We start from the raw sequence: 12,544 nt of genomic DNA, 5'->3' as shown, positions 1-12,544 counted from the left end.
CCTCCAGCCTTATACGATAAACAGATTTAACGCTTAGAATTTCAAGCTATCAGCAATCTCTTCTTCACTTTCAACCTGACGATCTATCTCGCTCTGCGCCTTATTGGCAATTATTACGAATGGCAAATACATCAATGTCGCGATACCTAAGTTGAATAAACTTAATAACATCGCGGCAATGCTGCCGTTGGTATTGAAGAAGGCACCTAAGCCGACCGGCATGGTCCACGGCGCAATATTGGTGATTGGCGGAATAAGGCCGGTGTAATACGCCACTGAAGTGATAATTGCTAATACCGGTTGAACCAAGATGAACGGAATAAAGAACAGCGGGTTCATTATGACCGGCAAACCAAATAGGATAGGTTCATTAATCTGGAAAATACTAGCCGGTGCACCCAATTTTGCTACCTGACGATAGTCTTCACGGCGAGAAGCAATAAAGATGGCAATAACCAGTCCAAGTGTTGCGCCAGTGCCTCCCAAGAAGATATAGGAGTCAACAAACGGCTTAGCCCACATATGGAATTCTTTACCGGCAGCCAGCGCCGCAGCAACAGAACCATACTGGGTATAGGTTGCGACGTTCTCCAATGCAAATGGCATCATAATGCCACTTTCCAGTGCAGATAAGGCCATCGCACCGTGTATCCCGAAGAACCACAACAGTGAGGAGCACATGACATACACCCATCCCACAACACTGCCCATTTTCGACAACGGTGCTGAAATGGTGTCCATAATGATCTGGTGGAAGTTGGTGCCATGCAATCCAAGGGCATAAGCAATCACGCCCATGATGGAAAGAATGATAAACCCGGGAATTAATGCAGAGAAAGAACGGGAAACTGATGTCGGCACACTGTCTGGCAGGCGGATAACCCAGTTACGTCGCACGATAAAGGTAAAGAGCTCTGCAACCACCAAACCGATGATGATACCGGAGATAATATTCGCCCCTCCCAACCAATTAGCCCCGACGGCATAGGCCTCGCCAACACTGTATGGCGTCACGGTCATAAAGGCAGCAATTGCCAGCAGGGCCGCAGCCAGAGGATCGACCCTTTTCTCTTCAGCCAACGCCATACTGATAAAAAATGGTGTCATTAACGACATGATACCGAGAGTACCGTTATAAACGTTGCCGCCTATCGCTTTAAAACCATTGAGCATGGTAATGGTATCGGCATCTAACCGTACGCCCATTGAGAAAAAGAACGACCCTTCGCCAAAACTTAAGAAAACGTTGTTGATCAGTACAAACATGGCACCCGTCAGGGTTAACGGCATCAGCCGAATAAACCCATTCTTGATAGCATTAATATGTTGCTGTCTGCCTATTTTAATAGCAAAAGGCAAGATGACCCTTTCCAGAGAATTAATAAATGCGCTCACAGTGCACCCCTTATTGTTTTGCTTTTTTTATTGCGGCTACGGCAGCTTTTAATACCCCCAGACCGTCGACTTTGCCGTATAGGAGCGCGTCGATCACTTCAACGGGTTTATTGGGGAACATTTTTGCAACTTCAGGCAACATGTAAGCGATTTGTGGTCCTAACAAGATGACATCCGCTTGGGCACCATGTTCTGCGGCCAGGGCCTCGGGGTAAGCATTGATAATCACTGGCACCTCATACTTCTCTGCTTGTACTTTCATTTTGGAAACCAGTAGCGAGGTAGACATACCGGCTGAGCAAAATAGATAAATTTTTTTCTTTTCCATACCCAACACCTTTTGATGTTCAAAAGACACACGTTAACTGTATGCCAGTGCAATGGTGAATTCCCTTTATCTGTACTTTATCGTGCCCCTTGCCCAGCCCCATTGTTTCTGGTTGTCGGCAGTATATGGCGTTGATAGTTAAGACAGTAATTCAACTAGTCATATAATCGTCTCTAATTGACTTTTCACATTGATGCTCTTCACATTTCTAAGCAAATGCAATGTGATGTTTATCGCAAAATTATGATTCTTTTTCTAGGCGAATTAAGTTTAATGTAGTTATATATCATTAAGTTAATGATTATTCACTCATCAATTATGGATTTCTCGTACTCGCAATAGCCATGAGTGGCTGGCAGCATCATTAATTAGGACACCTTATCGGTTTGCAGAATTGTCTGAACTTAGCCTTTGCCACTTTTTCGTCTGCTCAGCTTGTGAGCTTTTTTTGTGAAACGAAATCAGAATGCACTCCTCAGCATGGCACTGGCTACAGTAATGTAGTCGCTGATTTTACTGGTGTTATTCGCTGACTTGCCCTTAATACTCTAAAGTTAACAGTTGTTGGCATTTTAAAGGAGCAACTGATGACAATATTGGGAAATAGAACACTGGGCTATAGCTTGAGTGGCCTGTTATTTAGCGTATTTGTTTCGATGACCGCCCTTGCCGCTCCGGCGGTGACCGTAACGGAATTACAGGATGGATTGGATCATCCATGGTCACTGGCATTTCTGCCTGATAATGGGGGAATATTAATCACTGAGCGTTCTGGGCAATTACGTTTATGGCAAGCAGGGAAGCCACTATCAGAACCTTTAAAGGGGGTACCAGAAGTCTATGCCAAGGGGCAAGGTGGTCTGCTAGAAGTGGCATTATCACCGACATTCTCTCAAGATCGCCGTATATACCTAAGTTTTGCTGAAGTGGGAAAAGAGGGTAAAGCGGGCACCGCCGTGGGTTATGGCCATCTTAATCCTCAGGGGACAGCCATTGAAAACTTCAAGGTATTCTTCCGCCAGCAACCCAAATTATCTACCGGCAACCATTTTGGTGGCAAATTAGCCTTTGATAAACAAGGCCATATCTTTATTACTCTGGGCGAAAACAATCAGCGCCCTACGGCTCAAGACTTAAGCCTACATCAAGGTAAAATCGTACGTCTGACACTTGATGGTAAGGTAGTAAAAGATAATCCATTTGCCAATAAGTCTCCGGCAAAGCCAGAGATCTGGTCCTATGGCCATCGCAATCCACAGGGTCTGGCGCTTAACCCATGGACTGAAGTAATGTGGGCTAATGAGCATGGTCCTAAAGGCGGCGATGAAATCAATATCCCGCAGGCCGGGAAAAACTACGGCTGGCCATTAGCCACTCATGGTGTTAACTACTCAGGTTTAGCCATTCCAGAGGCGAAAGGTACCCATGTCGAGGGTACCGAGCAACCGGCATATTACTGGGAGAAATCACCCGGTATCAGCGGCATGGCTTTCTATGACGCAGCCCGCTTCCCCACCTGGCAACATTCACTATTTATCGGGGCATTGGCACAGAAAGAGTTGATTCGCTTGCAGTTGGATGGTGACAAAGTGATCGCAGAGGAGCGTTTACTGGGTGATCGCGGTGAGCGTATCCGCGATGTCCGGGTCGGGCCAGATGGTTATGTCTATCTGCTAACTGATGAGAGTGACGGCAAACTACTGAAGCTAGGGCTGGCGGCGGACTCATCACCCAAAGCAAAATAAGGGTTTTGCCCCTAAAAAAGCCGGAGAACATCTCCGGCTTCTCACGTTATCACCGGTTAGCGGTCCGAAGAGGCCTGCCATAAATTAAGCTGACCCTCGGCCACATGCTGATCAATCTCACGTAACTCTTCAGCGCTGAAACTCAGGTTAGTCAGGGCTGCACAGTTTTCCTCCAACTGCTCTGGGCGGCTGGCACCGATCAATACCGAGGTCACACGATTATCTTTCAATAACCAGCTCAATGCCATTTGTGCCAATGATTGCCCACGTTGTTGAGCTAATGCATTCAGTGCCTTGATACTGCGCAGATTGGCGGCTGATAACATATTTTCCTTCAACGAGCCGCCCGCTTCTTTTTTCATTCGAGAATCATCGGGAATGCCATTGAGGTATTTCCCCGTCAACAGCCCTTGAGCCAATGGGGTAAAAGCAATACAACCCACTCCCTGTTGCTCCAGCGTATCTAACAAATGAGTCTGCTCAACCCAACGATTCAAAATATTGTAGGAAGGTTGATGAATAAGCAGCGGAACCTTCCATTGCTGCAATAGCTCGACCATTGTGGCGGTACGCTCAGAAGAATATGAAGAAATCCCCACATAGAGTGCCTTGCCACTTTGTACCGCCTGAGCCAGTGCCGAGGCGGTTTCTTCCATTGGCGTATTTTCATCTACACGGTGCGAATAGAAGATATCAACATAGTCCAGCCCCATGCGCTGTAAGCTTTGATCCAGGCTGGCAAGCAGATATTTGCGCGAGCTGCCCGCACCATACGGGCCAGGCCACATGTTATAACCTGCTTTGGTCGAGATTATCAGCTCATCACGGTAAGGCTTAAAATCGTCGTGCAGCAATTTACCAAAATTTTGCTCGGCAGAGCCAGGAGGTGGGCCATAGTTGTTGGCCAAATCAAAATGAGTAATCCCTAGGTCAAAGGCTTTGCGCAATAATGTACGTTGCGATTCTAATGTATTGTTAAAACTGAAGTTATGCCACAGCCCAAGCGATAACGCCGGAAGCTGTAAGCCACTTTTTCCACAAAAACGATATTGCATTTGGTTATATCGGGAAGGGTCTGCTTGGTAGGGCATGATGGCTCCTGTCTCTGCTTATCGGATTTCTGAAACGGCATTTCTATTTTAACGCTATCCTTTGTCCCTGCAAGTGATACCCCCCACGCAATCGGTATAAAGTGCTATCGTTGGCAGCAATAGCAATATAGTTTCACTAGGGAACAATACAGAAGATGAACTATATTAACTTCCGGTTATCTTCTTCACCGATCTTCATTTTATTTATATTAGTTCCGCGGATTAAACTCGAATAAAACATAATACTTAAGGCCGATAACTCGCCATATTCGAACGATCACGTAGTTTATTTATACTACAATTATTCTTATTCTGACGAATTACCATTGAGGGGTTTGTTATGACTGCAATCGATGTAATGTGGGTTGGATTTGGTGGCGGTATCGGATCACTTTTACGTTGGTGGATAGGGCTGAGGGTTGGCAAAATATATCAAGGTAATTTTCCCCTAGGTACTTTTTTGATTAATATTTCTGGTGCCTTTGTTATTGGATATTTGAGTATTCTCTTTAGTGTTGACTGGCGTGATCGCTATGGCGACTTAATCAATGCAGCGGTACTAACCGGTATTCTTGGCGGTTATACCACCTTTAGTAGCATGCAATTGGATGCAGCAAAACTGGCCACTGCTCGTGGTAGAGCAATGGCTGCTGGATATTTAATTATTTCTGTCATCGTCGGTCTGGCAGCAGCGGCATTGGGTGCCTGGTTGGCTTATTAATCAGAGGGAAATGTTATGCTAAATCTTATTATTTTAGTCTTTGTTGGTGGTGCTTTTGGTGCCATGTGTCGCGAGTTTATTATGTTATCCGTGCCGCGACTGGCCGACGGCTTCCCAATGGATATTTTTGTCGCCAACATTATTGCAGCATTTTTATTAGGGCTGACTACCTCTTTATTTAAAAAAGATAAAATTAACCAATATGTGCATTTGATGGTCGCAACCGGGATCATGGGCGGTCTTTCAACCTTTTCCAGTTTTGTCTTTGGTGCGGTCGAAATGATGAGGAACCCTACAGGAATTTTAGTCTCAATCTGTTATTTGGTCGCCAGCCTGATCATAGGCTTCATCGCTGTTGAATTAGGTTTGATGATTGGCCCTAAAGAAAAACCAAAAGACCCACATGTAGCTACCCAATAAAATACTCTCCAACAATAAAACACCCTCAATGCTGAGGGTGTTTTTGTGTACTACTGCAGATTAAGCTCGCCAGATCAATCTAACTTCTGACAGTTACCAAAGAACATCTCCGTAATAAGATCGTTATTAATGGTATCGCCATTCAGAGTCCTAACCAGTAGTTCACTGCCAAGCAACGGCAATGAGAACACCATATCAGGATTTACCCGTTTAACTTTTTTCATATTCTGGCTTTCATTCACTAATGCCAGCGTCTTGGTGGACTCACCCGCAATTTCTTTGGCAGCTAAAATGGTAAAGGTATTATCAGCATCACTGTTACATAAGGCGATAATATATTTTGCTTTAGCCGCACCTGCCAGTTGCAATGTCGCAACCGATGATGGGTCGCCCTCGATAATATCTGCATCGGAAGGAAATTCATGCTGGCTACCGACGGCGCAAACCACAGTAACCTCATCACCCCGGTCACGTAGACCATTATAGACATTCAGTGCCAGGGAGTTGGTACCGACAATAATAAAATGATTTTTACGTTCCACGTGAGAAATCCTACCTTTAACTATACGTTTGATATTATTACTGATCATCGGTCCGGCAATAGAAGAAATTGAAGCAGCAAAGACCGTTATACCGGAAATAATCACCGTAAGAGTAAACATCCGTGCCAGCGTAGAGTGAGGAATAATATCCCCGAATCCCACTGTCGACATACAAACGATCGCAAAATAGAAAGCCGTAGGTAAATCGGTAACGGCCGGAGCAAACTCATCCCCCATATAGAGCGTACCGAGCATGCTATAGACGATCAATGATGCAATACTGACGACCGCAAAGAAGGTACCGCTGCCGAGGCTGTGATAATCAAAATCGCGCCAATAAAAAAGCAAGGCAACAATAATCACAAGAGAATAAGTCGTCAGCGTATTATGATCTTTAAGAATAAAGAGATTGATAGCAACGATAGTAAACAGCAATAACACGGTGAAAAACCATGCAATGCGGGTTCTCATCGAAAGTGCGATTGCCATCAATATCAATACCAGACCGATCATAAATCGAGGAATTTCAAATAATTCAAGAAAACTTAATGCCTCCTTCCATGTACTGAAATTGTTTACAGCATCGGTTGAATGAGATATCGCCCGCAACAGCACTGGGCTTAAGACCAGATATCCATTTATTGCCACCAGAATAGCGAGGCAAAGTGGTATCGAAACTTTAGACTTAATTTCCTGTAATATTTTCATCAATAGAGTGACTAAAATTGTTATAGGTGAATTAAGTATAGATAAAAAATGAGAAAAATCATGGTTAAGTAGAATTATTTTTGATGAAAATCAAATAATAGTTGTATTTAATCGTGGGTTATTTGCCCTCATTTGTAGCTGCCTAATATTCACGGAGTGTAATTAAAATAAAGTAGTAAAATAACATTCATTACCATTCCTAGATAGATTACATCTATAATATATAAAGCCCACTTTACACATTGTAAAGTTATCCATACTGGATGACCAATTATATAATACGTTTAATTAATGGCGTTAATGCCATTAATATATAATAATACAGCAGCACTCAGGAATAGAACATTATCCTGAGTCGCCATAGCTGAGTGATATACATCACCCTTAGTTTAACTTTGTAAATATTCAATGATATTTGACAAATAAATAAGGAAATAAGCATGTCCTTCAAATCACTTCGTAATATTGCATTGACTGGTTTACTGCTTTCCGCTGCCGCAACAACCTTTGCAGCAACATCTACAACCACTAAAGCAACGGGCACGACCCCGAGTGATATGACCTGCAAAGAATTCCTCGATCTGAATCCTAAGTCATTTACTCCGGTTGTGTATTGGGTATTGAATGATGATACTCAATATAAGAAAGGCGATTATGTTGATCTGCAAGAAACTGATACTGTCGTGACACCGAAGGTAGTTGAAGTATGTAAGAAAGCACCTGAAAGTAAACTTTCTGAAATTAAACAGGATATTGTAGGTTTCGCTAAGAAACATATGTAACTTGTAGGTGCGCAACGTTAAACACAGAGTCGCGAAGTAAATAAGGCGCTAATTAACTTTAAATGTTTAATTAGCGCCTTATTTTTGTGATAAATGTAAAGTTAACGACTAACACTCAACTTATCATAACCTCGCACATAATAATTAACAGCCGAAATTATCCAGCATAATATAAACATGCCTATTATCCAGTAACCAATCTCGCCTAAATTCTCACTAATATTATTAATCGGCGTCCAGACTCCTCCGGTTAAATTCATTTTGTCTGCAATCAATCCTAACGCTTCAATCCCACCGATAAAGAAAGCAATAATAACCGACGCTGCCGTAATGGTAATATTATAATACAATTTTCGCACCGGTTTAGAGAAGGCCCAACCATAGGCACCAATCATGACAAAATTATCGAGTGAGTCGATCAATGCCATACCCGCTGCAAATAAAATTGGGAATACCATAATGGACCACAAGTTCATGCCATGAGTAGCACTGGCGGCAGAAATCCCTAACACCCCCACCTCGGTCGCCGTATCAAAACCCAAGCCAAATAAAAACCCCACCGGATACATGTGCCAACTTTTATTGACCATATTAAATACGCGTCTGAAAACTCTGGCCAGCAGCCCCCCATTGTTGACGACTAAAAGATCCAGTTCTTCTTCTTGATAAACATGGCCCGCTTTGACTTGTTTAAATTTTTTATACACTGAAAGCAAGATAGTTAAATTGAGAAAAGCGAATAGTAATAAAAATACCGATGACACCAGCGTACCAATCAACCCACCGGTTTCATGAAACCACGCCATATCATCTTTAAATGCCATAGCCGTCGCGGCAATAGCCAGCGAGGCTAATATCACAATAGTAGAGTGGCCGAGCGAGAAAAAAGTCCCGACAGCAATCGGCGTTTTACCTTGTTGCATAAGCTTGCGAGTAACATTATCGATAGCCGCAATATGATCCGCGTCAACAGCATGGCGCAGGCCAAAACTGTATGCCAGAAAAGCCATCCCCATCAGTACCGCATTATCATTAAATTCGGTAAAAGCCCAAACCCAAGCTAACCCATTAACTACCAGCAAACCGATAAGCAGATAGATGGCGTGGCGTTTGGTTTGCTGATTACCAAACGCCACTCTTTTTTCTGTCACTGTCGTCATGTTCGCACTCCAGATTATTTTCAGCCGTATAGCGATCAAATGTTCAGAGCAAAACGTCCAGAGCGGAATAGTTATTGTCGATGTGCTGGCATCACATCTTTATTCGGAACCAAGAACAGCCATGAAGCTAAAACAAACGGCATGGTCAGTGTTGGAATACCAATCGGTAACAATAAGGTATTCAGCGCCCCCTGAACCAACACGGTAAATATAACCCCCACAATGGTGTAAGCCAGCACACGCCAACTGGGTTTATTAAAGGTCGAGCCCAGAGCTATCGCGGTCAATACCGCACTGAAAGCATAAAGCCCGGCGTTAATATCATGGGGATTAGCATCTAGAAAAGCGGCGGTGAGGATGGCTAATATCGCACCACAAATGGCAAAAATAGCCGCCCACAAAGATTCCACCGCCAATCCGATAACAAATAGAATCCCTCCGACCAGGCTACTGAATAAGAATACCTGAGAAATACCGTTAAACATGCTGACAAAAGTATTGCCGCCACCAAAGATGCTCCCGGATTCCAATATAAATTGATGTGGCAAAGCCGGTGTGGGTAATGCGCTACTGTGCAAACCGCTAAAGGCGTAACTTGCCAGCAGAATCATCCAAGTGGTGAACACGAAGGGTGCCGTTAATGCCGCGACTTTCCAGGTTTTTAAAATATCGGCAATACACACGGTGGCGATTACCGACACGATACTGCCTAGCACAATGCAAGCCCATACCACCGGAGTTGCCATTAAAAATGTCGGGAGAGCCGCGCCAACCAAGCACCCATTATAGCCATACAACCCCGCACGCCATGATTTACGGTCACGCATGGTTAAACCGGTAAGGGTGGCAACCACCGTACCTAACACACAGCCATAGGCAACAGCCGGGTTACCTTCACCATAAGCACCGACAAATATGGCAATAAAAAAGAATAGCCCGGTGAGTGGATTATTCTGGAACATTACCTGAGCACAGCCACGCAGAGTTGTATCAATAAATTCAATAAAAACATTCGAAGCGGCCAGTTGTGTCCAGCCAGATTGGTTATCTGTTTTTGCATTCATTATCTTTACCCTTCTTACTTGAAGCTGCAGCGGTGTTAGCTGCTCTCACGCACCCGAATCACTTACTGATGTAAGCTCATCGGGATTCATTCGTTTGCTGCCTTGCTGCTCTCGTTACTCGCCCATCCTTGGGCCTCGCCTCCATAATGTTGATTACCCAGCCTGAGTATTAGCGCCACAAAAACTGCGCCGGCAGCGTGATACCAAGAATCTCCTCACGAGCTATCTTCCAGAACTGGCGAATCTCCGCCTTCACTCCGCCGCTGTCGATACCCAGTGCTTTAAACACTAAACCACAGTCATTAGGTAAGCGTGTTGCCCCACTGGCGATACCGGCTTTAATGTCAAAATGGGCCGCCACCCGAGCCAGAATGCGGTCATGATGCTCTTTCGGGGTTAATAAAATCACGTTGCCGAAAGCATCAAATGTTTGCATCACACCAACAGCATCAAGACTCTCTGACTTCGGCTCCAGAACATATTTCTCAACAAATAGCTCTTTTCCTGCCAAATCATGGGCCGCCACTTTCGACGAATACACATCAAAGCCGAACCGTTCTTCGGCATGATGGTATTTACGCCCTGACATCAGTATTTCTGAATAAATTGCGCTTGCCGTCGGATGAATATTAATAGTGGTATCAGTAATAAAACGTGAATTACGATGTGGGATCAGCGGGTCCGGCATAAACTCCAGATAGCCTCCCTCTTCCACGGTGAAATTCTGTATCTGCGAGGCATAGTTCGCATTCATCATATGAACTTTGGTGGCCGACTGTGTGGTAACATGCGCGCAAGCTCCAGCCTCCACATGTATATCAGTTGCCAGCCGGTCCCCTTGTAAAATACACCCCGAGGTCGAAATCATGGTGACGCAAGGTAATTCAGGCATTTCTTCATCCCAGTACAGTGCTTTTTGTACCATCGACGGCACCCGTCTTTCCATTTCGGCCAAAATACTGCGATGCTCACGTTTGGCAAATCTCAGTTTGAGATAACCACTTTTCCCTACGGCCCCGCTACGCATCTGCACCGGTTCATCCTGATATCTCGCTAATTCCGGCGCGTTAACACCTAATGCGTGAGCGCGAACCCGTGAAGGTGTCTCCACGATATTCTGGCTCTGCGATGTCATGCATTTGCTCCTTCAGGCTGTACGTGAGTAAACAGAAAATCACGCATAATCATATCCACCAGCTCTTCAATCCCCTGACCGGTTTTACAGTTAGTCAAAATATAAGGGCGCGTACCACGCACCACTTTGGTATCACTTTCCATCACATCCAAACTAGCGCCGACATAGGGGGCAAGATCAATCTTATTGATGACCAGAATGTCTGCCTGAACCAGTCCAGGGCCATTTTTGCGCGGAATTTTTTCCCCTTCAGCCACATCGATAACATAGATATAGAAGTCAGCCAGTGCCGGGCTGAAAGTCAGTGTCAGGTTGTCACCACCACTTTCAATCATAATCAGGTCACTGTCCGGGAAACGCTCTTCCATCTCTTCTACTGCGGCAATATTCATGCTTGGGTCTTCACGCACCGCGGTATGCGGGCAGGCACCAGTTTCAACCCCAAGGATTTTCTCTTCATCCAAAATGCCTTTCAGGGTACGTTTCACCTGCTTGGCATCTTCTGTTGTCACAATGTCATTAGTAATAATCAGTGGCTTAATCCCCCGTTTAATCAGAATCGGGGTGATCACTTCGATGATGGCGGTTTTACCTGAACCTACCGGGCCACCAATACCAATGCGGGTAATCTTTTTGCGTTTATCGGTTGAATGGCTATTCACGGGGTAATCCTCTTAATTTTGATCTGGCTTTAGCTCTGCACTCGGTTAATACAAAACCAAGCACTCAGAATACAATTTATTAATCAGTTAGTTACTAAATAATCTGACGTGTGCTTTCACATGCACCGCCGCCAATACATCCACAATCGGCACATAAGAAGACATCTGGTCAATATCACCTATCTCGGCAATATCACAGAACGTCTCAATGTCATGGTTCAACTCAAACAAGATGCGCTGGGTGTCGAAATGGGTCACGCGCATCAAACGCATAGCCGCACTTAATATCGTCATCGCTACACCGTATTGATGCATAACCACCACTTCCCGCTGCCTTATCCCTTGTGCAGCCATAACTACCGCCTGAGTCACCGGATAGGTGCCTGCGGTATTGCCACTTTTTATCTGCCCCAGCCACCAACTGATCAGCGGGTGCTCCACCACATGGATAGACATCTCCGCCAATTTTTTCCCCATTCGGGTTGCCATCAAGCGGCTTTCTTCATTTAACTTACGATTATTTACTGCCCAGTCAGCACGGATGATGCCATCACTATCATCCGCCATTACGGCCCGATGGGCCGCGACAACCCCCATACCATCACAGCTCGCTGCCTGCTTTAACGCCGTCAGGACAAAGCCTTTTAATGTGGGCACGTCATGAACCACGCCGGTTTGAATGGCTGATTCCACACCATTGGAAAACGTAAAGGCCCCGACCGGCAGTACGGAATCACCAAATTGCATGATACGAATCAGATCTGATGCATTCATTGCGGTGCCTCCCTGCC

Annotated in this window: 13 protein-coding genes; 4 read left to right on the top strand and 9 right to left on the bottom strand. The window is 44.8% G+C overall.

All coding sequences use genetic code 11. The features are described 5' to 3' along the window. Window positions 1-33 precede the first annotated feature (33 nt). Complete coding sequence (gene chbC, locus V2A84_RS01515; RefSeq protein WP_083163081.1) at window positions 34-1,395, bottom strand: PTS N,N'-diacetylchitobiose transporter subunit IIC; 1,362 nt, start codon at window positions 1,393-1,395, stop codon at window positions 34-36. Window positions 1,396-1,405: 10 nt separating this feature from the next. After that, window positions 1,406-1,723 (bottom strand): PTS sugar transporter subunit IIB, encoded by a 318-nt coding sequence (locus tag V2A84_RS01510; RefSeq protein WP_005276021.1) that lies wholly within the window; start codon window positions 1,721-1,723, stop codon window positions 1,406-1,408. Window positions 1,724-2,310: 587 nt separating this feature from the next. Here V2A84_RS01510 and V2A84_RS01505 point away from each other — a divergent pair. Further along, window positions 2,311-3,468 (top strand): PQQ-dependent sugar dehydrogenase, encoded by a 1,158-nt coding sequence (locus V2A84_RS01505; RefSeq protein WP_083163079.1) that lies wholly within the window; start codon window positions 2,311-2,313, stop codon window positions 3,466-3,468. A gap of 56 nt (window positions 3,469-3,524) precedes the next feature. On the opposite strand, the gene mgrA is transcribed toward V2A84_RS01505, so the two are convergent. Next, window positions 3,525-4,559: an L-glyceraldehyde 3-phosphate reductase gene (mgrA, locus tag V2A84_RS01500; protein WP_083163077.1), complete on the bottom strand. Its 1,035-nt coding sequence runs from the start codon at window positions 4,557-4,559 to the stop codon at window positions 3,525-3,527. Between the two features lie 340 nt (window positions 4,560-4,899). Here mgrA and V2A84_RS01495 point away from each other — a divergent pair, with 340 nt between their 5' ends. Together V2A84_RS01495 and crcB are read left to right on the top strand one after the other, a co-directional pair. Then, window positions 4,900-5,280 (top strand): fluoride efflux transporter FluC, encoded by a 381-nt coding sequence (locus V2A84_RS01495; RefSeq protein ID WP_372559711.1) that lies wholly within the window; start codon window positions 4,900-4,902, stop codon window positions 5,278-5,280. A gap of 15 nt (window positions 5,281-5,295) precedes the next feature. Further along, window positions 5,296-5,700 carry a fluoride efflux transporter CrcB gene (gene crcB / locus V2A84_RS01490; protein ID WP_442848517.1) on the top strand — a complete coding sequence of 135 codons (405 nt, stop codon included), beginning with the start codon at window positions 5,296-5,298 and terminating at the stop codon, window positions 5,698-5,700. A gap of 74 nt (window positions 5,701-5,774) precedes the next feature. Here crcB and kch read toward each other — a convergent pair whose 3' ends face one another. Further along, a complete protein-coding gene (gene kch / locus V2A84_RS01485; protein WP_083163071.1) occupies window positions 5,775-6,950 on the bottom strand; it encodes a voltage-gated potassium channel protein in 1,176 nt (391 codons plus the stop codon). A 440-nt stretch (window positions 6,951-7,390) separates the two neighbouring features. Between kch and hdeB the strand changes: the two genes are divergently transcribed. Next, on the top strand, window positions 7,391-7,732 hold the full coding sequence (gene hdeB, locus V2A84_RS01480) for an acid-activated periplasmic chaperone HdeB (RefSeq protein WP_083163069.1): 342 nt from the start codon (window positions 7,391-7,393) through the stop codon (window positions 7,730-7,732). A 101-nt stretch (window positions 7,733-7,833) separates the two neighbouring features. On the opposite strand, the gene V2A84_RS01475 is transcribed toward hdeB, so the two are convergent. The 5 genes from V2A84_RS01475 to V2A84_RS01455 all read right to left on the bottom strand — a co-directional run bounded on the left by V2A84_RS01475 (window position 7,834) and on the right by V2A84_RS01455 (window position 12,527). Beyond that, the gene (locus V2A84_RS01475) at window positions 7,834-8,892 is read right to left on the bottom strand and encodes a HoxN/HupN/NixA family nickel/cobalt transporter (protein WP_083163067.1); all 1,059 of its coding nucleotides are present in this window, start codon (window positions 8,890-8,892) and stop codon (window positions 7,834-7,836) included. Window positions 8,893-8,963: 71 nt separating this feature from the next. Further along, a complete protein-coding gene (gene yut, locus V2A84_RS01470) occupies window positions 8,964-9,956 on the bottom strand; it encodes an urea transporter (protein ID WP_083163065.1) in 993 nt (330 codons plus the stop codon). Between the two features lie 169 nt (window positions 9,957-10,125). After that, window positions 10,126-11,091 carry an urease accessory protein UreD gene (locus V2A84_RS01465; RefSeq protein ID WP_083163063.1) on the bottom strand — a complete coding sequence of 322 codons (966 nt, stop codon included), beginning with the start codon at window positions 11,089-11,091 and terminating at the stop codon, window positions 10,126-10,128. Beyond that, complete coding sequence (gene ureG / locus V2A84_RS01460; RefSeq protein ID WP_005188826.1) at window positions 11,088-11,753, bottom strand: urease accessory protein UreG; 666 nt, start codon at window positions 11,751-11,753, stop codon at window positions 11,088-11,090. The genes V2A84_RS01465 and ureG overlap by 4 nt, the downstream gene beginning before the upstream one ends. 87 nt (window positions 11,754-11,840) lie before the next feature. Further along, window positions 11,841-12,527, bottom strand: coding sequence for an urease accessory protein UreF (locus V2A84_RS01455; protein WP_083163061.1), 687 nt, complete (start codon window positions 12,525-12,527; stop codon window positions 11,841-11,843). Between the last annotated feature and the right edge of the window lie 17 nt (window positions 12,528-12,544).

It is taken from the genome of Yersinia sp. 2553 StPb PI, assembly GCF_052217105.1.
GTDB lineage: Bacteria > Pseudomonadota > Gammaproteobacteria > Enterobacterales > Enterobacteriaceae > Yersinia > Yersinia enterocolitica_E.
This window is presented reverse-complemented; position numbering and strand designations above follow the sequence as displayed.

Coding starts and splice junctions, on each gene's coding strand:
- V2A84_RS01510 (WP_005276021.1), bottom strand. CDS start 1,723: ATGGAAAAGAAAAAAATTTATCTATTTTGCTCAGCCGGTATGTCTACC.
- V2A84_RS01505 (WP_083163079.1), top strand. CDS start 2,311: ATGACAATATTGGGAAATAGAACACTGGGCTATAGCTTGAGTGGCCTG.
- mgrA (WP_083163077.1), bottom strand. CDS start 4,559: ATGCCCTACCAAGCAGACCCTTCCCGATATAACCAAATGCAATATCGT.
- V2A84_RS01495 (WP_372559711.1), top strand. CDS start 4,900: ATGACTGCAATCGATGTAATGTGGGTTGGATTTGGTGGCGGTATCGGA.
- crcB (WP_442848517.1), top strand. CDS start 5,296: ATGCTAAATCTTATTATTTTAGTCTTTGTTGGTGGTGCTTTTGGTGCC.
- kch (WP_083163071.1), bottom strand. CDS start 6,950: ATGAAAATATTACAGGAAATTAAGTCTAAAGTTTCGATACCACTTTGC.
- hdeB (WP_083163069.1), top strand. CDS start 7,391: ATGTCCTTCAAATCACTTCGTAATATTGCATTGACTGGTTTACTGCTT.
- V2A84_RS01475 (WP_083163067.1), bottom strand. CDS start 8,892: ATGACGACAGTGACAGAAAAAAGAGTGGCGTTTGGTAATCAGCAAACC.
- yut (WP_083163065.1), bottom strand. CDS start 9,956: ATGAATGCAAAAACAGATAACCAATCTGGCTGGACACAACTGGCCGCT.
- V2A84_RS01465 (WP_083163063.1), bottom strand. CDS start 11,091: ATGACATCGCAGAGCCAGAATATCGTGGAGACACCTTCACGGGTTCGC.
- V2A84_RS01455 (WP_083163061.1), bottom strand. CDS start 12,527: ATGAATGCATCAGATCTGATTCGTATCATGCAATTTGGTGATTCCGTA.